General features: G+C 62.1%; 25 protein-coding genes. 7 read left to right on the forward strand and 18 right to left on the reverse strand.

Translation table 11 applies throughout. The features are described 5' to 3' along the window. Positions 1 to 56: 56 nt before the first annotated feature. From P9A16_RS03385 to P9A16_RS03400, 4 genes are all read right to left on the reverse strand, one after another. Positions 57 to 641: a DUF1349 domain-containing protein gene (locus P9A16_RS03385; protein WP_023515647.1), complete on the reverse strand. Its 585-nt coding sequence runs from the start codon at positions 639 to 641 to the stop codon at positions 57 to 59. Positions 642 to 657: 16 nt separating this feature from the next. Then, positions 658 to 2,040, reverse strand: coding sequence for an ATP-binding protein (locus P9A16_RS03390; protein WP_023515646.1), 1,383 nt, complete (start codon positions 2,038 to 2,040; stop codon positions 658 to 660). Between the two features lie 133 nt (positions 2,041 to 2,173). Next, entirely contained in the window at positions 2,174 to 2,881 is a 708-nt protein-coding gene (locus tag P9A16_RS03395) for a response regulator (RefSeq protein ID WP_024271244.1), read from the reverse strand. Between the two features lie 32 nt (positions 2,882 to 2,913). Further along, entirely contained in the window at positions 2,914 to 3,390 is a 477-nt protein-coding gene (locus P9A16_RS03400) for a MarR family winged helix-turn-helix transcriptional regulator (protein WP_088016405.1), read from the reverse strand. A gap of 270 nt (positions 3,391 to 3,660) precedes the next feature. On the opposite strand from P9A16_RS03400, the gene P9A16_RS03405 reads away from it, so the two are divergent. Then, positions 3,661 to 4,548 carry a branched-chain amino acid aminotransferase gene (locus P9A16_RS03405; protein ID WP_023515614.1) on the forward strand — a complete coding sequence of 296 codons (888 nt, stop codon included), beginning with the start codon at positions 3,661 to 3,663 and terminating at the stop codon, positions 4,546 to 4,548. Between the two features lie 122 nt (positions 4,549 to 4,670). On the opposite strand, the gene P9A16_RS03410 is transcribed toward P9A16_RS03405, so the two are convergent. Together P9A16_RS03410 and hppD are read right to left on the reverse strand one after the other, a co-directional pair. After that, on the reverse strand, positions 4,671 to 4,940 hold the full coding sequence (locus tag P9A16_RS03410; protein WP_023515615.1) for a hypothetical protein: 270 nt from the start codon (positions 4,938 to 4,940) through the stop codon (positions 4,671 to 4,673). Between the two features lie 246 nt (positions 4,941 to 5,186). Continuing rightward, positions 5,187 to 6,290 carry a 4-hydroxyphenylpyruvate dioxygenase gene (hppD, locus tag P9A16_RS03415; protein WP_024271245.1) on the reverse strand — a complete coding sequence of 368 codons (1,104 nt, stop codon included), beginning with the start codon at positions 6,288 to 6,290 and terminating at the stop codon, positions 5,187 to 5,189. A 129-nt stretch (positions 6,291 to 6,419) separates the two neighbouring features. On the opposite strand from hppD, the gene P9A16_RS03420 reads away from it, so the two are divergent. From P9A16_RS03420 to P9A16_RS03430, 3 genes are all read left to right on the forward strand, one after another. Beyond that, positions 6,420 to 6,878 carry an Lrp/AsnC family transcriptional regulator gene (locus P9A16_RS03420; protein ID WP_024271246.1) on the forward strand — a complete coding sequence of 153 codons (459 nt, stop codon included), beginning with the start codon at positions 6,420 to 6,422 and terminating at the stop codon, positions 6,876 to 6,878. A 137-nt stretch (positions 6,879 to 7,015) separates the two neighbouring features. Further along, the gene (locus P9A16_RS03425) at positions 7,016 to 7,180 is read left to right on the forward strand and encodes a hypothetical protein (RefSeq protein ID WP_023515603.1); all 165 of its coding nucleotides are present in this window, start codon (positions 7,016 to 7,018) and stop codon (positions 7,178 to 7,180) included. Between the two features lie 153 nt (positions 7,181 to 7,333). Beyond that, on the forward strand, positions 7,334 to 7,975 hold the full coding sequence (locus tag P9A16_RS03430; protein ID WP_023515604.1) for an MBL fold metallo-hydrolase: 642 nt from the start codon (positions 7,334 to 7,336) through the stop codon (positions 7,973 to 7,975). A 58-nt stretch (positions 7,976 to 8,033) separates the two neighbouring features. Here the strand turns inward: P9A16_RS03430 and P9A16_RS03435 are convergent, their stop codons facing one another. The 5 genes from P9A16_RS03435 to P9A16_RS03455 form a co-directional block, all read right to left on the reverse strand. After that, entirely contained in the window at positions 8,034 to 8,495 is a 462-nt protein-coding gene (locus tag P9A16_RS03435) for a BA14K family protein (protein ID WP_023515605.1), read from the reverse strand. Positions 8,496 to 8,629: 134 nt separating this feature from the next. Continuing rightward, positions 8,630 to 8,845 (reverse strand): cold-shock protein, encoded by a 216-nt coding sequence (locus P9A16_RS03440; RefSeq protein ID WP_023515606.1) that lies wholly within the window; start codon positions 8,843 to 8,845, stop codon positions 8,630 to 8,632. A gap of 452 nt (positions 8,846 to 9,297) precedes the next feature. Continuing rightward, positions 9,298 to 10,467: a PQQ-dependent sugar dehydrogenase gene (locus P9A16_RS03445; protein ID WP_024271247.1), complete on the reverse strand. Its 1,170-nt coding sequence runs from the start codon at positions 10,465 to 10,467 to the stop codon at positions 9,298 to 9,300. 74 nt (positions 10,468 to 10,541) lie between these two features. Then, a complete protein-coding gene (locus P9A16_RS03450; RefSeq protein WP_023517239.1) occupies positions 10,542 to 10,742 on the reverse strand; it encodes a hypothetical protein in 201 nt (66 codons plus the stop codon). Between the two features lie 173 nt (positions 10,743 to 10,915). Continuing rightward, a complete protein-coding gene (locus P9A16_RS03455; protein WP_037408721.1) occupies positions 10,916 to 11,824 on the reverse strand; it encodes an EAL domain-containing protein in 909 nt (302 codons plus the stop codon). A 324-nt stretch (positions 11,825 to 12,148) separates the two neighbouring features. Between P9A16_RS03455 and P9A16_RS03460 the strand changes: the two genes are divergently transcribed. After that, the gene (locus P9A16_RS03460; protein WP_024271248.1) at positions 12,149 to 13,351 is read left to right on the forward strand and encodes a pyridoxal phosphate-dependent aminotransferase; all 1,203 of its coding nucleotides are present in this window, start codon (positions 12,149 to 12,151) and stop codon (positions 13,349 to 13,351) included. 120 nt (positions 13,352 to 13,471) lie between these two features. Continuing rightward, positions 13,472 to 13,711 carry a hypothetical protein gene (locus P9A16_RS03465; protein ID WP_023516182.1) on the forward strand — a complete coding sequence of 80 codons (240 nt, stop codon included), beginning with the start codon at positions 13,472 to 13,474 and terminating at the stop codon, positions 13,709 to 13,711. Positions 13,712 to 13,914: 203 nt separating this feature from the next. On the opposite strand, the gene P9A16_RS03470 is transcribed toward P9A16_RS03465, so the two are convergent. The 5 genes from P9A16_RS03470 to P9A16_RS03490 all read right to left on the reverse strand — a co-directional run bounded on the left by P9A16_RS03470 (position 13,915) and on the right by P9A16_RS03490 (position 17,756). Then, complete coding sequence (locus tag P9A16_RS03470; RefSeq protein WP_023516181.1) at positions 13,915 to 15,036, reverse strand: alkene reductase; 1,122 nt, start codon at positions 15,034 to 15,036, stop codon at positions 13,915 to 13,917. Positions 15,037 to 15,073: 37 nt separating this feature from the next. Next, a complete protein-coding gene (locus P9A16_RS03475; RefSeq protein ID WP_023516180.1) occupies positions 15,074 to 15,379 on the reverse strand; it encodes an ArsR/SmtB family transcription factor in 306 nt (101 codons plus the stop codon). 226 nt (positions 15,380 to 15,605) lie between these two features. After that, positions 15,606 to 15,881, reverse strand: a complete 276-nt coding sequence (locus tag P9A16_RS03480; RefSeq protein WP_156032067.1) for a hypothetical protein — start codon at positions 15,879 to 15,881, stop codon at positions 15,606 to 15,608. A gap of 94 nt (positions 15,882 to 15,975) precedes the next feature. After that, on the reverse strand, positions 15,976 to 16,437 hold the full coding sequence (locus P9A16_RS03485) for a nucleoside deaminase (RefSeq protein ID WP_023513587.1): 462 nt from the start codon (positions 16,435 to 16,437) through the stop codon (positions 15,976 to 15,978). Then, complete coding sequence (locus tag P9A16_RS03490; protein ID WP_278025532.1) at positions 16,434 to 17,756, reverse strand: NCS1 family nucleobase:cation symporter-1; 1,323 nt, start codon at positions 17,754 to 17,756, stop codon at positions 16,434 to 16,436. Before P9A16_RS03490 ends, P9A16_RS03485 begins: the two co-directional genes overlap by 4 nt. Before the next feature lie 16 nt (positions 17,757 to 17,772). Between P9A16_RS03490 and P9A16_RS03495 the strand changes: the two genes are divergently transcribed. Then, on the forward strand, positions 17,773 to 18,255 hold the full coding sequence (locus tag P9A16_RS03495; protein ID WP_197032947.1) for a hypothetical protein: 483 nt from the start codon (positions 17,773 to 17,775) through the stop codon (positions 18,253 to 18,255). Positions 18,256 to 18,587: 332 nt separating this feature from the next. Here P9A16_RS03495 and P9A16_RS03500 read toward each other — a convergent pair whose 3' ends face one another. Further along, complete coding sequence (locus P9A16_RS03500) at positions 18,588 to 19,484, reverse strand: LysR family transcriptional regulator VtlR (RefSeq protein WP_023515043.1); 897 nt, start codon at positions 19,482 to 19,484, stop codon at positions 18,588 to 18,590. Between the two features lie 112 nt (positions 19,485 to 19,596). Then, a complete protein-coding gene (gene trxB, locus P9A16_RS03505; RefSeq protein WP_023515044.1) occupies positions 19,597 to 20,571 on the reverse strand; it encodes a thioredoxin-disulfide reductase in 975 nt (324 codons plus the stop codon). Between the last annotated feature and the right edge of the window lie 216 nt (positions 20,572 to 20,787).

Below are 20,787 nucleotides of genomic sequence, written 5' to 3' on the forward strand. Positions count from 1 at the left end.
GGCCTTCGGAGACCGGGCGTAGGACAGCCGGTGACGCTGAACAGAAAGCCTCCGGCCTAGTGGATATCCCGCGACAGGGGCGGCCCCAGCCGGAACTCCGAGAACTCCGCCTCGAAACCCCCACGCTGGGGCGAGCAGGCCATCAGGCCGACCAAAAGGTCCGGAAGCTCCGGCGGAAAATAGGCGAGGCGTGCCATGCGCCATTCGGACATGGCATCCGTCCGGTACTGGACGAAGAGCGCATCGCCGTTGCGTGTCACACGCACGGATATCGCCTCGAAATCGCGGTCGATGCGGAAGGCGGACCAGTCGGAATAGCCGCGCGTCACCACCACGCTGAAGTGTTTCGCACCGTCGGTGAATTCGATGCCGCATTTCATCCAGGTCGTTTCGTCGTGACGGACCATCAGGCCGGCCTGGTCGTAGAGCGTTTCATAGCGGCCGGAAAAGGTCGTCTCCAGCGTGAAGTCGCCAGCCCGGGGGCGGTGCAGGAAATGGCCGCTGTCCGGCTGGAAGCCGTAATAGGTGCGCTGCCAGAAATCGCTTCTAAGGCCGGTGCGGACATGGAGGCGGCCGTCGCGGATCGCGCTTTCCGCCGGTGGGTTGAGCCAGGTCAGGCCGTCGAAGGAAGATGTGCTCATCGGTTCCGCCTGACCACTATGCGGGAATACGGATCGTTGCGCGCAGGCCGCCCATCGGGCTATCCGACAGGGTGACGTTGCCGCCGTGGCTGCGGGCGATGTCGCGGGCGATGGCAAGGCCGAGACCGGTGCCCGACGCGTCGAGATTGCGTGCTTCATCGAGCCGGAAGAAAGGCTTGAAGACGTCGTCACGCGAGCGTTCGGGAATGCCCGGGCCGTCGTCGTCGACGGTGATGGTCAGCCATTTGGAGCGGTGCCGCGCCTCGACATGCACCGTCTTGGCGTAGCGCATGGAGTTGGAGACGAGGTTGCCCACGAGGCGGCTGAAGGCGTTCGGACGCACCATGACCTCGTCCTCGCCGTCGATCTCGCTGGAGAAAGTGCGCTCGTGCAGCTCCGCCTCCATGGCGAACTTGTCGAAGAGGGTGGAAAGCCGCAGCTCGCCGACGTCTTCCTCGACATCGCCACGCGCGAAGGAAAGGTATCCTTCGAGCATGGTCTGCATGTCCGCGACGTCCTTGTTGAGGCCCTGCAGGTCGGGATTGTCGCCGGCGAGCGCCAGTTGCAGCTTGAAGCGCGTGAGGATCGTGCGCAGGTCGTGGCTGACGCCGGTCAGCATGGCCGTTCGCTGTTCCATCTGCCGTTCGATGCGCTCGCGCATGAGGATGAAGGCAAGGCCGGCACGGCGTACCTCGTCCGCCCCGCGTGGGGCGAAGTCCTCTGGCATCTTCTGGCCCTTGCCGAAACTCTCCGCCGCCTGCGCCAGCGCCAGGATCGGCCGGATCTGACCGCGCAGGAAGAGGATGGAGATGGTGATCAGCACCAGCGAGGTGCCGACCATCCAGAGCAGGAAGATGTGCGTGTTCGAGGCATAGGCCTGATTGCGCCGCGCATAGACGCGCAGGATCTTGTTGTCGAGCAGGATGCGGATTTCGACGAGATTGCTTTCGCCGACCGTGTCGATCCAGAACGGGCGGCGGATCTGCCGCACGATCTCCTCGCTCAGGATCTCGTCGAGAATATTGAAGAACGGCTTGGTGCGCGGGGCGGGCAGTTCCGTGCCCGGCTCGATGGCGATGTTGAGCTCCAGCCGCTCGCGCGCGATACGCGTGATCTCGGAGTAGTTGGAATCCTGCGGGTAGGTGTCGATGAGATCGATGATGGCGGCGATGTCACGGGTGACGGCAGTGGAGAGGCGCTGCGTGACGAGCTGCCAGTGGCGCTCCATGAAGACGAAGGCGACGACCGACTGGAGCAGCACCATGGGGATGATGATGATCAGCAGCGAGCGGGCATAAAGGCCCGTCGGCATCTGGCGGCGCAGCCAGCGGGCAAGGCGCTTCCAGCCGGCGGCCGGTGCGCGCTCGATATCCCGTTTGAAGGTCTCGAAGGTGGTCATCGGACCGGATTTTCCAAGATGGGGCGGCTGCGATTGTGTGAGTCGCGCCAAGAGCTTGCCGCAAGATGTTCATGCGGATGCGTACGGAAAACCGCGTTAAACCTTTGCTTGAATTGCACTGTGCGGCGCACGATCAGCCTTGCTCCACGCTCAGTCGGTAACCGATGCCGCGCACGGTCTGCAGCCACACCGGGTTGGACGGATCGTCCTCGATCTTACGCCTCAAGCGATTGATCTGCACGTCGATTGTGCGTTCACCCACTTCTGTTTCTTCGCCGATCAGTTCGTGGCGTGGAATGGTTTCGCCCGCGCGCAGCGAGAAGAGCAGCATGATCTCCTGTTCGCGATCCGTAAGCCGGATGGCGTCGCTGCCGCGTTTGAGTTCCTTGCGCACGATGGAGAAGGTGTAGGGACCGAACATGACCTGCTCGATCTTCGGCGTCGCCGGCGCGGCGTTGCGTTTCAGGATGTTGTTGATGCGCAGCACCAGCTCGCGCGGCTCGAAGGGTTTCGAAAGATAGTCGTCGGCGCCGGCCTCCAGGCCCTCGATGCGGGCCTTCGATTCGGCAAGCGCCGTCAGCATGAGGATCGGCACCGGGCGGATTTCCCGCAGGCTCTTCGTCAGCGACAGGCCGCTTTCACCGGGCATCATCACGTCCATGATGATGAGGTCGAAATCGAGGCCGCGCAGCTTGCGCCGCGCCTCGTCGGCATCTGCAGCGACGGTGACACGAAAGCCCTCGCCCATCAGGTAGCGATTGAGGAGATCGCGGATGCGCGTGTCGTCGTCGACGACGAGGAGATGGGACGCGTCGTCGGAGGGCGTGCCGGCAGCGGTCATCGTCTGTCCTCCCTTTTCTGCTTGTCAGCCGTTCATTCGCTCTTGGCGTTCTGCATGCCGGTGAGGAACTGGATCACCACCCGGCGCTCGTCCGCGCTCATCGCCTCAAATGCACGGGCGATGCGGCGGGATTGCGGCTCGGCGAGCGCCAGCGCCAGTTCCCGTCCTGTCCGCGTCGGATAAAGCTTCCGCTGGCGGCGGTCTTCGGGGCCGGCAACCTGCTGGATATAGCCGGAATCGATGAGCTGCTTCAAGACGCGCGCCAGGCTCTGCTTGGTGATCTTCAGCGTATCGAGCAGGTCGGCGACCGTCATGCCCGGCTCGCGGTTGACGAAGTGCACGACCCGGTGATGGGCACGGCCGAAGCCGCTCTTTTCCAGGATCGCGTCGGGATCGGAAATGAAGTCGCGATAGGCGAAGAAGAAGCCTTCGATGATCTCGAAATCGATGCGATCGTCGCCTGTCATGGCGTCGTGGTGCAGCTCGCTCACGCCGTTCTTGTCCGGCATCTGTCGCGCCACGTTGTCATTTCCTTTCATGCCTTGCCGTCCCCGCGTAATTTATAGCAAAATATGTCAGCTTTGTTGACATATTTTGCCGCCCTTGTTAGGGTCCCGCCTATATTGCGGTTCCCGGACGCCGAAGAAATCCGGTGTTTTTCCGATCCCCAATCCGGATTACGCTCATGATCAGGTAATCCGGGCCTGTTTCTGGTTAGACCGTTACAGGCAAAACAATCAACTTGAAAGAATGGCGCGGATGCGCCGGAGGATGAGACGATGGCAGTTCCTTTCGATCAGCTGGATGGGCAAATCTGGTTCAACGGCGAGTTCGTCGACTGGAAGGACGCGAAAATCCACGTGCTGACCCACGGCCTGCACTATGCCAGCGCCGTGTTCGAAGGCGAGCGCGCCTATGGCGGGCGCATCTTCAAGCTCACCGAGCACAACCAGCGCCTGCACACGTCCGCCGAAATCCTCGGCTTCAAGATTCCCTATTCCGTGGAAGAGCTGGATGCGGCGACGATCGAGCTCCTGAGGCGCCAGGGCTTTTCCGAAGCCTATGCGCGGCCGATCGCCTGGCGCGGTTCGGAGATGATGGGCGTTTCGGCGCAGAACAACCGCATCAACGTTGCCATCGCCATCTGGCAGTGGGGCAGCTACTTCAATCCGGCCGAAAAGCTGAAGGGCATCCGCCTCGACATCGCCGAGTACCGCCGCCCCGACCCGAAGACCGCGCCCTCGAAATCGAAGGCCGCCGGCCTCTACATGATCTGCACGATCTCCAAGCACGCCGCCGAAGCCAAGGGCTATGCGGATGCGATGATGCTCGACTATCGCGGCCAGGTGGCGGAAGCCACGGGTGCAAATATCTTCTTCGTCAAGGACGGCGTCATCCACACTCCGGTGCCGGATTGCTTCCTCGACGGCATCACGCGTCGCACGGTTATCGAGCTTGCCAAGCGCCGCGGCTACCAGGTCATCGAGCGGGCGATCCTGCCGGAAGAGCTGTCGGACTTTTCCGAATGCTTCCTGACGGGCTCTGCGGCGGAAGTGACGCCGGTCTCGGAAATCGGCCCCTACCGCTTCACGCCGGGCACGATCTGCGAAACGCTGATGAACGACTACATGAAGGAAGTGTATCCCGTCGCCGCTGCGGCGGAGTAAGCGGCACGCTCGTATCGCTCCGCCATGAGCCGTCCCCGGGTTAAACGCGAGGATGACGATGGTGGCTTCGGGTAAATCGGGATGAAGAACCGGGCGGCCCTTTCGGGCCGCCTTTCTTCGTTTCAGGCTGGCTTCTTGCCGAGCACCGCGCCGACGATCGCCGTCAGCACGCCGCCGCCGACAAGGCCGCCGATGCCGTTGGCAACGAGGCCCGAGAGGCCGGCTTCACCGCCCAGCATCTGCAGGAGAAAGCCGCCACCGACACCGCCGATGGCGCCGACGATGGTGCGGACGATCGCGCTCACGGCCGCCTGTTTCAGGGCGGCGCCGGCCACGTTGCCGCCAACGGCCCCGGCGATGAGCTGCGTGATGATGGGCATCAATGCTTCCATGACTTCCCCTCCGAAAGGTCCGCCCGGAATAGAGAGTGATCCGAGCCGGACACTTGCCTCGCTACCGGGGCGCGGCCTGGAGCCCGCGCGCCCGTTGCCGAAAGACTCGACACCTGCAACGTGCGGATAAAATTGGGATAAGTCAATTTGTCCATGTGCGTCCTGCACCGGAGTTTTGAAACGTAAAGAGGCGGCCGCTGGGCGGCCGCCTCTTCCTTCCCCGCAGTGGCTTGGTTGCCGCGGTTGTTATTCTGCTGCGATGACGCCCCGGCGGATTTGATCTTCCTCGATCGATTCGAAGAGCGCCCGGAAATTGCCCTCGCCAAAGCCTTCGTCGCCTTTGCGCTGGATGAATTCGAAGAAGATCGGGCCGATCACGGTCTTCGAGAAGATCTGGAGCAGGATCTTCGTCATGCCGCCATCGACGACGCCTTCGCCGTCGATCAGGATGCCGTGCGTCTTCATACGCTCGACCGGCTCTTCATGGCCCACGACGCGCACATAGGAGCGGTCGTAATAATTGTCCGGCGGACCGGGCATGAACTTCACGCCATTGTCGGCGAGCCTGTCGGTGGCGTCGTAGATTCCGTCCGTACCGACGGCGATGTGCTGGATGCCTTCGCCCTTGTACTTCTTCAGGTACTCGACGATCTGGCTCGTCTCGTCCTTCGATTCGTTCAGGGGAATGCGGATCTTGCCGCAGGGCGAGGTGATGGCGCGCGACACGAGGCCGGTAATGCGGCCGTCAATGTCGAAGAAATGGATCTGCTTGAAGCCGAACAACTCGCGATAGAAGTCCCACCACTTGTCCATGTTGCCGCGATAGACATTGTGGGTGAGGTGATCGAGATAGTAGAAGCCGACGCCCTGCGGTTTGGGGTCGCGTTCGCCGGTCCAGTCGAATTCCGCGTCATAGGCCGAGCCCTTGGCGCCGTATTTTTCGACGAAATAGAGCAGTGAGCCGCCGATTCCGACGATGGCGGGCACGTCGAGTGCCTTGTCGTTCCCTTCGTAGGGCGTCGCGCCCTTGGAGACGGCATGGGCGAAGGCGTGTTTCGCATCGACCACGCGCCAGGCCATGGAGGCGGCGCAGGGCCCGTGCAAGCCGGCGAATGTCATGGCATGCGAGCCGGGCTCGGCGTTGATCACATAGTTGATGTCGCCCTGGCGCCAGACGGAGATCGCCTTCGTGCGGTGAGTCGCGACCTTGCTGTATCCCATGCGGGCAAACAGCTCTTCCAGCTTTTCCGGTTCGGGATGGGCGAATTCGACGAACTCGAACCCGTCGGTCCCGGCCGGGTTATCGGCGGTGATCAGCGCCGGCGGCGCGTCATGCGGGAAAGGGCCCATCCGTCGTCCTCCTCGATGGTTATGACGGGAAGTATGACGCGTACTCCATGCAATGTGTGTGCATAGTGCTTGCGTTTTGATAATTCTCCGCGATATTCGTGCGTGAAATGCAGGTTTGGAGGGCAATCCGTGCAACTGGACGAATTCGACCGTAAACTGCTCGCGCATCTGCAGCAGGACGCGCGTCTGACCAACAACGAACTGTCCGAGCGCATCCATCTTTCCCCCTCGCAATGTTCCCGCCGGCGTATCCGGCTGGAGGAGGAGGGCATCATCCGCGCCTATCGGGCGGAACTCGACCGGGAAAAGCTCGATCTTGGCATCGTCATCGTCGTTACGGTGACGCTTTCGACGCACAATCGCGACAATGCCGTACGGTTCGCACGGCTGATTTCCAATCTGCCGGAGGTGTTGGAGGCTTTCTCGCTGACGGGGGAGATGGACTACATCATCAAGGTCGTCGTGCCGAACCTCAAGGCGCTGTCGGCCTTCGTCAACGATGTGCTTCTGCCGCACGAATCCGTTTCGCATGTGAAGACGGCCATCGTTCTCGATACGCTGAAGGAGACGATGGCCTTGCCGCTCTGAGCGATGTTGCGGACGGGCAACAGCCGTCCGCCTTGCCCTGTTCCCGCAGGAACAGGTTCGACTCTGCCGCCGTTGTAGAAACCGATCACAACGGATGAGACAGAGCCGAACGCGGCCGACAGCCAGGAAACAGGACCATGCGGACGAACACCCAGAAGCAGGAAAACCCGGTTGCGAGCCGCCTTCGCCCGGTCGTTTATCTCTATGCCGCCGTCAACATCGCCGTCGTGGCGCTGCTCTTCTCCACCGTCTCGCCGACGCTGGCCACCGGCCCGGCACAGGAGATCGCCAGCCTGCGCTGAGCCGGCATAGGGTTCTTGGCGCCTGTTGCCCGATCCGGGAGTCTCTTGAAGGGCTTACGCGAAAAACCTGATGTCTTGCAGCGTCCTTTGCCTGCGGCGCGGTAATGGCTATATCAGGCGCAACGCGGCACTTTGAGCGAGGACCCCATGGGCATGCTTCAGGCGGGCATCATTCCCGTCACCCCCTTCCAGCAGAACTGCACCATTCTCTTCGACAGCGAGACGAAGGAGGGCGTCGTCGTCGATCCCGGCGGCGATGTCGAGGTGATCCTCAAGACTCTGGAGGAGAACGGCATCACGGTGAAGGCGATCTGGCTGACGCATGGCCATATCGATCATGCCGGCGGCGCCAAGGAGCTGAAGGAGGCGCTCGGCATCGACATCATCGGCCCGCACAAGGACGACCTGTCGCTGTTGCAGCGGCTGGAAGCGCAGGCCTCGATGTTCGGCGTGCCGATGAAGGTGAGCAATGTGCTGCCCGACCGCTGGCTAGAGGATGGCGATACGGTATCCTTCGGCGACCACACCTTCGAAGTCTACCACACGCCCGGCCATGCGCCGGGGCACGTCATCTATTTCCACCGCGGTCAGGGCTTCGCCCATCTCGGCGACGTGCTCTTCCAGGGATCGATCGGCCGAACGGACCTGCCGGGCGGCAACCATCAGCAGCTCTTGGATTCCATCCGCGACAAGGTATTCCCGCTTGGCGACGAGGTCGGATTCCTTTGCGGGCATGGGCCGGGCGGCAAGATCGGCGAGGAGCGGCGCACGAACCCGTTCCTGCGCGGCCTGTAAACGCAAAAGAGGCGAGCGCCGCCTGGCGCCCGCCTCTCGATGTCGGCCCGGTCCGGTTTCAGCCGGCGGTGCAGAAGTGTTCACGGCCATCATAGCCGACGAAGGTACCGCTGTTCGGGTTGAACGAGCGATAGCGCCGTGCGCAGTAGTCGTACCAGGACTGGGTCCAGGGCTCGTAGCTCGGCACGACGACCGGCTGGCGGTAGATCACGCGCGGCTCGGGTTCCGGATAGTAGTCCGGCTCCACATAGACGCGGCGCTCTTCGTAGCGCGGCTGGTTGGCGATGGCGCCGCCGATGATGAGGCCGGTGGCAAGGCCCAGCGCGCCGCCAACGACGGCATCGCGGCCATTGTCGCGGTCGCGGTTGTGGCGTCGCGGCTTGCGGTACTCGTAGGTATCGCCTTCGCGCCAGTAGCCATCGCGGTTGCGGTCACGCGCTTCAACGACGCCGGCCGTTGCGGTGAGGGTCGTCGCGGCGACGGCTGCGGACAACACAAGGGTCTTGAGGAACTTGTTCATGACGTCTTTCCCTAGGCTCCGGCCCAACGCCGGCTGATGGCGAGGAAACTAGAGGAAAGAGGCTGAACCGTGGCTGAACAAAAAAACCCGGCATCTCTGCCGGGCTTCAACTGAAAATCCTGAAAGGCGCCGGTTCAGCCGGCGATCTGCAGGTTGACCGCCTTCGGGCCTTTGCCGCGGCGATCGGGTTCCGTGTCGAAGCTTACCTTCTGGTTTTCGGAAAGGCCGTTCAGGCCGGAAGCCTGCACAGCGGAAATGTGTACGAAGATATCCGCACCACCGTTGTCGGGCTTGATAAAGCCAAAGCCCTTCTCGGTGTTGAAGAATTTTACGATGCCAGTCTCGGCCATACGTCAGGTCCTTTTCTCTCTGCCCGTATATTGGCGGCGGGCAGCACATCAGTTTTGCCCCGAGGGGCGTTAGGCAGGCAGTTCTCGAGGTTGAGGAAAGGGTCCTGTTTTCACCGCAGCCAGCCAGCCAGCTAGTCTCGTGGACTGTCCAGATCTTGGCTGCCCGGAATTATTTCGCGTCTCCGGCGCGCTTTTATTCAAGGTCTTCCCGTGTTCGCAAATTGCCCGAACGGCGCAAGAGTGATGCGTTTGCGTTAAATTGGCAAGCAAAAGTTTTAGCGCGTGTTTGACGCGCCTCACTTTGGTCAAATTCCGGGCGATTGCCGAAAAAACCCGCAGGTTTTACGGGGCTTTGCAGTCTTCGTGCGATCTATATTGCGCTGCCGAAGGAAGGGGCTGTAGACGGAAGACAATCATACTTTGTTGTGCGGCGGCATGTCGGCCGGGTGGTATCAATCCGTCGTGGTCGAGCGGGAAACGCGCAGCAGCGCGCCGTTCGGATCGTCCGTCAAGAGCAGCAACGCACCGTCTGGTGCAACGATGACATCGCGGATACGGCCGAATTCGCCGTCGAACATCCGCTCCTCCGAAACGACGGCGCCGCTTTCGTCGCGCTCCAGTCGGCTGACGAGCTGATATTTGAGAGCGGCGACGATCAGGTTGCCCTCCCATTCCGGGAACATGGCGCCGTGATAGACGGCGATGGCGCCGGGTGCGATGGACGGGTCCCAATAATAGAGTGGCTGTTCATAGCCTTTCGCCGCCGAGCCGAGGTCGAATTCCGCGCCGGAATAATGGCGGCCGAAGGAGACGAGGGGCCAGCCGTAGTTGTGGCCGGGCTGCGGCACATTGATCTCGTCGCCGCCGCGTGCGCCGTGCTCGACGGTCAGCAGCGTGCCGTCCTTCGGGTCGATGACGAGGCCCTGCGGATTGCGGTGCCCCTTCGACCAGATCTCCGCCAGCCCCTCGGCGCTGCCGAGGAAGGGATTGTCGGCATGCGGGCTGCCGTCCGGGTTGATGTGCAGGATGGCGCCGGCATGGTCGCGCGGATCCTGCGCGCGCGGGCCTTCGCCCCGGTCGCCGATGCCGAAGAACAGGCTGCCGTCCTTGGCGATGGCGATGCGCGAGCCGAAATGCTGGCCGCGCGAGGTAAGGCGGTTCATCAGGAAGATGCGGGTCGTGTCCTCCAGCGCCGTGTCGTCCGCGGCAAGCCTTGCCTTGGCCACGGCCGTGCCGGAACCGCCGTCTCCGCGGGCACTGTAGGTCAGGTACAGTATGCGGCTGGTCGCAAAATCGGGGGCGAGCGCAATGTCAAGCAAGCCGCCCTGGCCGGTGGTGGAGACTTCGGGCACGCCGCGAAGGGGCGCGGAGACCTTGCCGCCGCGGATCAGGCGGAGCGTGCCGCCTTTTTCGGAAACGAGATAGGCGCCATCGGGCAGGACCTCGACGGACCACGGCTGGTTCAGCCCCGTCGCCAGCGTCTCGACGAGCAGGGCGGCTTTCTTGCTGGGGATTTCGCGGGTTTCGGCGGATGCGGGAGAGACCAGAAGCGTCGCGGTCAGGAGGAGCATCGCGGCGGCGCCCGCCAATATGCCTTTCAAGGGCCGAATATCCTGTCGCATCGCCGTCTCCTGTCTTCTGCCGTTAACTGGCCCAGAGGCGAGCGGCTTTCAAGAGCGGCGCCGGGGCGGGCGGCTCACTTTTGCGTGGGCTCGATGTGAGACGTCGTCTTTTCGATGCCGGAGGTCTTGATCGTGTCGAGCGCGACGGCGGGTGGCGACATCAGGCTGACGACCATGGCGACGCAGGCAGCGAGCGCCGTCATGGCGATCATGAACATGGCGCGGGATTCGCGTGCCTTCGGCTTCCTGCCGACCTTGTCTTCATCCAGAAACATCGTATTCCCCTCCTGTCCTTCGCTTGCCTTGGCACCGAAAAAGCTCGCCGAAATCGGCGCGAGAACGACCGAATTGCGGCAAGGCCCGACATTTATTGTGGCGAAAAGAAGGCGGGGTAAAAAAGCTGGATTTCCAGTGCGTTCGACCGAATAGACGGCGCGCCTGCGCCGTCTTACATGCCTCTGCGGCCGAACTGGCGGACCGGTCGCGCGGCTCGGTTTTCCAAGGGCGCGAAACCTGTTGCCGCAAGCGTTGCGGCAGGTGACTGTGCCGGCTCGTCGTCGCCTTCCGGGAAGGTGATGTTGAAGCTCGTGGGAGCCGTCTCCGGCCGGGCAAGCAGGTAGCCCTGCATCAGCGGCCCGCCCATGTCGCGGCACAGCGCGATCATTTCCGGTTCCTCGATGCCGCCGACAATGGCGCGAATACCTTTCGCTGCGAACTGGCCGACGACGACGCGCAACAAAGCGAGCCCGGCGGAGTTTTCCACGAAGCTGCGCAGCCAGGCGGTATCGAAGGTCACGAATTGCGGCTTCAGTCGTTCCAGGCGCTCAAGGTCGTGGTCCTCGCCGGTGTAGTTGTCGATGGCGATGGCAAAGCCGCTGTCATGCAGGCGTGCGGCGAAGGAAACCAGCGTGTCGAGATCGTCCCGCGGGTGCTCGCGGATCTCGCAGGCGATGCGCGCCGGCGGCAGGCCTGCCTCGTGCGCGGCAAGGCGCAGCCATTCCACTTCCTGGCGGATGGCCTGAGGCGTGGTGTAGAGCCCGGCCTGGAAATTGATGATGAGCGCGGCCTCGCGCCGGCCGAGCGCACCGGTATTGAGGATGTGCAGGCTGCGGCAAAGGCCGTCCACCGCCATGCGTTCGTCTTCCGGAACGCGTTCGAAGAATTCTGCCGGGGAGCAGGGCATGTCGCCCGCGCTGGCGCGGATCAATCCCTTGAATGCGGCGATCTGCGGTCGGCCGTCCGCGCGCTCGGAAAAGATCGGTTGAAGGGCGGATTGCAGGAAGAAGGGGCCGTAGGCTGCGCCGAAGGCGCCGCCCGGCTGCCGGACGAGATTGGAGAAGATGCTTCTTTCGCTCATGCAGCGCACCATCCGCTGGAACGTCCCGACGGCGCGATTATAGAGGGCACCCGTTAATGCCGGTTTAATCCTTCGCGTAAAAATCTTCGATGTTGCAGCTTGCCTCAACCAATTGGTGTGGCTCGTTTTTGCAAGGGCGGCGATCCATTCCGTTCGCTGATGGGGCTCATGAATTTTTTCGGTATAGCCTGCATTTCCCGCTTTTTTCGTCCTTCGCGCTTGCAAGACCCGCCCACATTCGACATAGACCTAACCGCTATGGAGCCCGGCGCTCCGGGTCCATGGCGTCAAGCCGTCTTTGAACCCGATGAGGACATCTCCATCATGGCCTTTCTTGCCGACGCCCTTTCCCGTGTGAAGCCTTCCGCCACCATCGCCGTTTCCCAGAAAGCGCGTGAACTGAAAGCGAAAGGCCGTGACGTCATCGGGCTTGGTGCTGGCGAACCGGATTTCGACACGCCCGACAATATCAAGAAAGCCGCCATCGACGCGATCAACCGCGGCGAGACGAAGTACACGCCCGTTGCCGGTATCCCGGAACTGCGCGAAGCGATCGTCAAGAAATTCAAGCGTGAGAACGGCCTCGACTACACCGCCGCGCAGACGATCGTCGGCACGGGCGGAAAGCAGATTCTTTTCAACGCCTTCATGGCGACGATGAATCCGGGCGATGAAGTCGTTATCCCGACACCTTACTGGGTGTCCTATCCGGAAATGGTGTCGCTGTGCGGCGGCACGCCGGTCTTCGTCGCGACGACGCAGGAAAACAAGTTCAAGCTGAAGGCGGAAGACCTGGAGAAGGCGATCACGCCGAAGACCAAGTGGTTCATCTTCAACTCCCCGTCCAACCCGTCGGGCGCCGCCTACAGCCATGACGAGCTGAAGGCGCTGACGGACGTCCTGATGCGCCACCCGCATGTCTGGGTGCTGACGGACGACATGTACGAGCACCTGACCTATGGCGACTTCAAGTTCGCGACCCCGGTCGAGGTCGAGCCCGGTCTCTACGATCGTACGCTGACGATGAACGGCGTTTCCAAGGCCTATGCGATGACCGGCTGGCGTATCGGCTATGCGGCCGGCCCGCTCGCCCTCATCAAGGCGATGGACATGATCCAGGGCCAGCAGACCTCGGGCGCCTGCTCGGTCGCCCAGTGGGCCGCCGTCGAGGCGCTGAACGGCACGCAGGACTTCATTCCGGAAAACAAGAAGATCTTCGAAGGTCGCCGCGACCTCGTCGTTTCCATGCTCAATCAGGCCAAGGGCATCGAGTGCCCGTCGCCGGAAGGCGCTTTCTATGTCTATCCGTCCTGCAAGGGGCTGATCGGCAAGACCGCGCCGTCGGGCAAGGTCATCGAGACGGACGAGGACTTCGTTTCGGAACTGTTGGAATCAGAAGGCGTCGCCGTCGTGCATGGCTCGGCCTTCGGCCTCGGCCCGAACTTCCGCATCTCCTATGCGACGTCCGAGGCCCAGCTCGAGGAAGCCTGCAAGCGCATCCAGCGCTTCTGCGCAGCCTGCAAGTAACACGGCTCTTTGCAATGTGATGCAAAACCCGCCGGCAACGGCGGGTTTTTTGTTGCCGCCCCCATGAAATTTCCACTCTCGGTGCCGATATTGGGGAAAAGCGAATCCCGGAGCAGTACCATGAACATGAAGTCATTCGCCGTTGCCGCCCTGGCAGCCCTTGCCGCGCCCGCCATGGCCGCGGACGGTTACAAGAATGGCGACGAGCGGGCGCCGCGCGGCAGCATCGTCGTCAGCGAGCGGGCGCAATACATGTCGTTCTACGATTATTTCTTCAACAATCCGGGCAAGTCCCGCACCCTGCGCTATGATCCCGGCGAGTACTACAAGGGCCTGACCCGCGAATACGACCGGCCGTAACGGGCCTTTCCCGGTTCGGGGGGCTGCAGCCGGAGGAGCGAGCCAACAGCCTGTGCCGTGAACCGGATTGTTCCGGGAATGTCCTTGCGCCTATCGCCATCTAAAAGAAAACGCCCGCGGGGAGGAGACCGCGGGCGTTTCTGTCCTCCCTCGGGGAGGAGGCATCGGAGCGCTGGATTGCGCAACGCTCCGATGCAAGGGTGTCACGCGACGTTGTCGAGGGACGGATAGTCCGTGTAGCCCTTGGCGCCGCCGCCGTAGAAGGTGCCCTGGTCCGGGGCATTCAGCGCGGTCTTGTCTTTCAGCCGCTCGACGAGGTCCGGGTTGGCGATGAACAGCTTGCCGAAGGCGACAAGGTCGGCCTTGCCGCTTTCGACGGCATCGATGGCGAGTTCGCGGTTGTAGCCGTTGTTGACCATCCAGGCCGCCTTGCCGCCGGCGGCCTTGTAGGCGGCGCGCAGTGCCGCGTAATCGAAGGGCGTGTCGCCCTGCTGGTGGTCACGCGAGCCGCCCGTCGCGCCTTCGATGATATGGATGTAGGCCAGATCATACTTGGCGAGACCTTCGACCACATAGGTGAAGAGCGGCTGCGGGTCCGGGTCGAAGGCGTCGTTGGCGGGGGTCACCGGCGAGATGCGGATCGCGGTGCGACCGGCGCCGATCTCCTTGGTGATCGTATCGACGACCTCGAATAGCAGGCGCGCGCGGTTTTCGATCGAGCCGCCATACTCGTCCGTGCGTGCGTTGCTGCCCGAGCGCAGGAACTGGTCGATCAGGTACCCGTTGGCGGCGTGGATCTCGACGCCGTCAAAGCCCGCATCGATCGCGGCACGGGCGGCGCGGCGGTAGTCCTCGACGATGCCGGGAAGCTCGGCCTTCTCCAGCGCTCGGGGCTCTGAGGTTTCGGCGAAACTCCCGCTGCCGTCGGCATTGATGAGGTAGGTCTTCGACTTGGCACGGATCGCCGAAGGGGCAATCGGCTTGCCGCCGTTCGGCTGGAGCGTGTCATGGGAGATGCGGCCGACATGCCACATCTGCACGACGATCTTGCCGCCTGCCTTGTGCACGCCGTCGGTGACCTGCTTCCAGCCGTCCAGCGCCTCGGCCTTGTAGAGGCCCGGCACGTCGGCGTAGCCCTGGCCCTGGTGGCTGATGGCGGTCGCTTCGGTGATCAGCAGGCCGGCGCTGGCGCGCTGCTCGTAGTAGGCGGCGTTCAGCGTGTTCGGCACGGCGCCCGGCGAACGGTTGCGCGTCAGCGGCGCCATGACGATGCGGTTGGCAAGCTGGATGTCACCGATCTTGAGAGGGTCGAAGAGCGAAGTCATGGGTAGTCCTTCTTCTGGCTTGGGGGAGGGTAGATGCTCAAAGCGAGCCGTTGATGTGGTGGAGAAAGGCCGCGATCTTGTCTTCGTCGCGTTTGAAGAACACCCATTGGCCGATCTTGCGCGTCGTCACGAGGCCGGCGCGCTGCAGGGTGGCAAGATGGGCGGAGACGGTGGACTGCGACAGGTCGCAGCGCCTTTCGATCTGGCCGGCGCAGACGCCAAACTCCAGCGGATGCTCCTGGCCGGAAAAATGGGTCTGCGGCTCCTTCAGCCAGGCAAGGATCTCCAGCCGCTTGGGATGCGCGAGAGCCTTGAGGATTTCGTCGGTGTCGGGCGGGGTCATATCTATCGTGGTCCAGCGATGTTTATATCGGGTATGTTCGATATTGGATTCGCGAATGTTCGATACAAGAGGCCACGGCAAAAAAAGAGGGCCGCAAGCGAAGCTTGGGCCCTGCAGGTGTGAAGGTATAAAACCTCCAGAGGGGAACAGCCAACGCGCGGCACTGGGAGGAGAAAGACCGCAAGTGCGTTGGCTAACCTGAATATGGGGGAGGGACCGGGGTTCTTCAAGAGAAGCACATCCCAAGTTTTTCACAAGGGTTGAAAATCTGTTTCGTCTGCCCGAAGGCAAAAGAGAAGGCTGCAAGGTCAGGTGGAAAGCGCAGCGCTTTGCGAGCAATAAAAGCCCAAAACGAAACAGATGTTTCCCGGGTGCCGACGCACGGAATGCCGACGGCGCAGCACGCCTTGCTTGAATATGTGGTGATCGCTAGGCGGGACAGGACGGCAGGCGTGCCGAAATACCGCAAGGTGCCGCGCTGTGCTTGCGGGGCGCCAGCCAAAGGCGCGGGTGATTTCCCATCCCTGGTGCCGAAGCGCGCCTGGAGAAAACTGTCACCCGGCGCCGGGATATCCGGCGCCGGGTGATGGGAAGCCTCAGCCTGCGCTGAACCGGTTCCAGCGATCCGGATGCCGGGCCTTGAAGTCCGAGACGAGATCGATGCAGCCGGGCTCGTTCAGCACGGTGAGTTCGACGTCCTGTGTCGCAAGCCAGTCGCAGGCGCCCGGATAGTGGTGGGCTTCACCAACCACGATCCGGGAGACGCCGGCCACGATCGCCGCTCCGGCGCACATCGGGCAGGGCGCTTCGGTGGCAACGAGCGTCGCATTGTCCAGCGGGCCGTCATGGCCGGCGAGAAAGCTCTCCAGGCAGACCATTTCCGCGTGGGCCAGGAACCTGCGGTCCTGGATCTGTCGGTTGTGGCCCCTCGCAACGATCTGTCCGCCGACGACCAGGACCGAACCGAAGGGCATACCGCCGGAAGCGACACCGTCGCGCGCCTCCGCAAGGGCCGCCTCCATCCACAGTCGATGGGTGGAATGGGGATCGTCGCTCACGCCGTCCGCTCCTTCCGGCCGGAGAAGGCATAGTGGAGAATGCCGCCGGCAAAGGCACCGAAGAACCAGGAGTAGGCGGCCACGCTCGCGAAGAGGGCGAGCTGGGAGATCGAGAGGGCGAAGATGCCGGCGAGCACCAGGGCAAGGATGGCATTCGGATTGAAGCCGTTCCGGTACCAGTACTTGCCGCGCGGATCTTCCGTATAGAGGCTGTCCAGGTCGATCGATTGTTTGCGGATGATGAAATAGTCGCAGATGATGATGCCGAAGATCGGGCCGATAAACGCACCGAGCGTACCGAGCGTGTACTGCACCATGACCGCGTTGGCGTAGAGCTTCCACGGCATGACCATGACGGAGATGAGCGAGGCGAGAACGCCTGCACGCCGGAAGGTCAGGTATTTCGGTGCAAGATTCGTCAGGTCCATGGCGGCCGAGACGAAGTTCGCCACGATGTTTGTCGCGATGGTTGCAGTCATGAAGGTGAGGGCGCCGAGCACGATCGCGGTCACGCTGTCGAGCCGGGCGACCAGGTGAACGGGGTCGGTGATGAGCTCGCCGAAAACCTTCAGTGCGCCTGATGTCGTGACGACGGTGACGAGGGCGAAGAGGGCAAAATTGATCGGCAGGCCGAGGAAGTTGGCGCGGTTCATCGCCTCGCGCGATTTCATGAAGCGCGAGAAATCGGCAAAGTTCAGCGTGGTGCCGGCAAACCAGGCAACCGTCAGGGCGACGGCGGTCAGCCAGGCCGAGAGAGCATCCCCACCGCTCAGGCTCTCCGAGCCGAGATTTAAGTCGATATGTTCCAGTCCGCCTGCCTTCCAGACGACCCAGCCGGCCATGGCGAACATCACGAGGTAGATCGCGGGGCCGGCCCAGTCCGTGAACTTACGGATGGCTTCCCAGCCGTAGTAGAAGACGGCGAGCTGCGAGAACCACATGACGAGGAAGCAGATCCATCCCAGCGTGGTCATTCCGAGAATGGAATCGTTGTTGAGCACGGCGGCACCGGGGGCCAGCCGCAGCGTGACCACGACCAGTGCGGTCGAGGCAACCCAGGTCTGGATGCCGTACCAGCATGTCGCTGTCGATGCCTTGATCATGCTCGGTATGTTGGCGCCGAAGACGCCGAATGCGGGGCGGCAGAATGCTGCAAAGGCGATGCCGTATTTCTGGCCGGCGCGGCCGGCGAGGTTGGTAAAGACGTAGATCAGCAAGATGCCGGTGATGAGCGCCGCGAAAACCTGAAAGCCACCAAGGCCGAGGGTAAAGAGGCTTGCTGCAAATACATACCCTGCCACACTATGGACGTTCGACATCCACATTGCGGATAGATTGTATACGCCCCATGTCTGCTCCTTTATCGGGGCAATGTCTTCATTGAATAGGTTATCGCTGACCGGCAGGGGCGAAGACCCCAAGCGCTGTGTTGAAGATGATGGTGTAGAATCCACGATTGTCTCCTCCGGACTCATTTTACCCTCCGGAATTCTGATTAATCCGGTTGGGATTTGTCGTATATTCGCCAAAGTCTGCCATTTAATCTGGAAATACATGAGGATTTCCAGGGATATACGGAAAAACACCATTGGCGGCGCCAGCTCCTTTGGCGCCGCTTCCATGTCTAGCATTGCTTTCATTGCGGGTGATGGAAAGTTTTCCAACGAAAAGGGAAAACATGATTGCAATAATCGCACACAATCAGAATCCAGATTGCATGCTATTTTTAAGCGCGCAGCCAGCGCAATTACCGGCGCCGGTAGGGGCAGCGAGATTTTGCAATCGTCGGAATGTCGGGAGGGCTTAGGGGCCCTTTGACGGCTTGGGCGGGCCTGCTCTGCTCGATACGATTGCTTCGAGCCGTCGGGTCACTGGCGTCTGTGCATGGAGACGCGTGCGGTCCTGCCCGGAACAGCGGGCTGTCTCTTATCGGAAGGCAAAAAAAGAGGGCCGCAAGATCAACTTGGGCCCTTTATAGTTTTGAAGGTAATAAAACCTCCAGAGGGGAACAGCTGGTGCGGTGGCACTGGGAGGAAAAAGCCACCAAAGTGCATCAGCTGCGTGCGATATGATGGTTTTGTGGGCATACATCAATCATTTAATGTGCATGCCAGCCATGCAGGTGGCGCAGGCCTTGCAAATCCGTTCGCTCAGAAGTTCCAGTTGCGTGCCTTCGCGACGATGAAATCCCTGAAAACCTTGAGCTTTGCGGAGTTCTTCATCTCGCTCGGATAGCAGAAGTAAGTGTCGAAGGACGGGATGTCGGCGCTGACCGGCAACTGGATGAGGCCCGGATCGCGCCCGACAATATAGTCCGGCAGCATCGCGACCCCGATGCCGAGCAGGCAGGCGCGCTTGATCGAGGTCTGGCTGTTGATCTGCAGGATGGAGGGGCGGGGATTGTCGGAATCGCGGCCGGCGATCTCCAGCCAGTTGACGTCGAGCAGGTAGCTGGGCGCGGGCTCGCCGAAGGTGATGATCTTGTGGTTGTCGAGATCGTCGATCGACTGCGGTTCGCCATAGCGGTTGATGTAGGAGGGGGCGGCGTAAATGTGCATGTGCACGGTGAAGAGCCGGCGCCGGATGAGGTCGGACTGCTGCGGTTCGCGAAGGCGGATGGCGCAGTCGGCATGGCGCATGTTCACGTCCAGCTCCTCATTGTCGAGGATGAGCTGCACCTGCATGTCGGGATAGAGCGCGAGGAATTCCTGCACCTTGTCGGTCAGCCATCCCTGGCCGAGGCCGACCGTGGTGGTGATGCGCAGCTTGCCGCTTGGCTTTTCCGTGTTTTCCGTCAGCTGTACGCGCACGCTTTCGAGCTTCATCAGCACGTCGTGCGCGGTGCGATAGAGGATCTCGCCCTGCTCGGTGAGGATAAGGCCGCGGGCGTGGCGGTGGAAGAGCTTGATGCCGACATCCTGCTCCAGCGCGCTCACCTGACGGCTGATGGCCGATTGAGAAAGGTGCAGCTTGTCTGCGGCGTGCGTAAACGAGCCGGCCTCGGCTGCGGCGTGGAAAATCCGCAGCTTGTCCCAATCGAGTGGCATTCTATCCCCCATATGTCTTTGTGGCGGGGAGCGCGTGCTTCCCGCCCGGTCGCTGATTCAACTGTTCCCACGCGGGCGGTCGGGCTATCCCGCCGCCCTTTGTTGGCGGCTTCTACTCGGCCGCAATTGCGACAGGCATATGACCTGCAAGGTATTTTTCGGTTTCGAGGGCTGCCATGCAACCCATGCCGGCAGCCGTAACCGCCTGGCGATAGATGTCGTCGGTGACGTCGCCTGCGGCAAAAACGCCCGGCACGTCCGTCGCCGTGGAATCGGACGCCGTCCACAGATAGCCGTTCGGCTTCTGGCGCAGCTTGCCCTTGAAGAGCTCGACCGCCGGCGCGTGGCCGATCGCCACGAACACGCCGTCCGTCACCATGTCGCGCGTTTCGCCGGTCTTGACGTTGCGCAGCTTCACGCCGTTGACGGAAGCGGGCATCGGCGGCTTCGGATCGGCACCGAGATATTCGACGACCTCGTGGTCCCAGACGATCTTGACATTCTCCTTGGCGAACAGCCGCTCCTGGAGAATCTTTTCCGCGCGGAAACTGTCGCGGCGGTGCACGACCGTCACGGTCTTGGCGAGGTTGGAGAGATAGAGCGCTTCCTCCACCGCCGAATTGCCGCCGCCGACCACGATGACGTCCTTGTTGCGATAGAAGAACCCGTCGCAGGTGGCGCAGGCCGAGACGCCGAAACCCATGAACTTGTGTTCGGTATCGATGCCGAGCCACTTGGCCTTGGCGCCCGTCGCGATGATCAGCGCGTCGGCGGTCCATTCGGTGCCGCTGTCGGTGGAGATGCGGAAGGGGCGCACGTCGAGATCGACGTTCGTGACGAGGTCGTTGACGATCTCGGCGCCGACATGCTGGGCCTGCTTGAGCATCTGCTCCATCATCCACGGGCCCTGTACCGGATCGGCATAACCCGGATAGTTTTCCACATCCGTGGTGATCATCAGCTGGCCACCCTGTTCCATGCCGGCGATCAGCACCGGCTCCAGCATGGCGCGGGCGGTATAGATGGCGGCGGTGTAGCCGGCGGGGCCGGAGCCGATGATCAGTACCTTGACGTGGCGGGTGGACATGGTCGTTCCTTCCGGGGTTTTAACCCCAATGGGCCATTTCCCGCGCGAATGGCGCGCTCGGGTCCGGCCGGCGTGTCGTTGTTCGACCTTCATTTATGAAGGGAGCGCCATGAGTTTCAAGAGCATGCAGGGCTTTGCCAACAGACAAGCGAAGGCGCGTGACATATTTGTGCCGTTTGCGGTAACAATGTTGCGCTGATACGGCGATTCGGATCA

Source organism: Shinella sp. 838 (assembly GCF_029623935.1).
Taxonomy (GTDB): domain Bacteria; phylum Pseudomonadota; class Alphaproteobacteria; order Rhizobiales; family Rhizobiaceae; genus Shinella.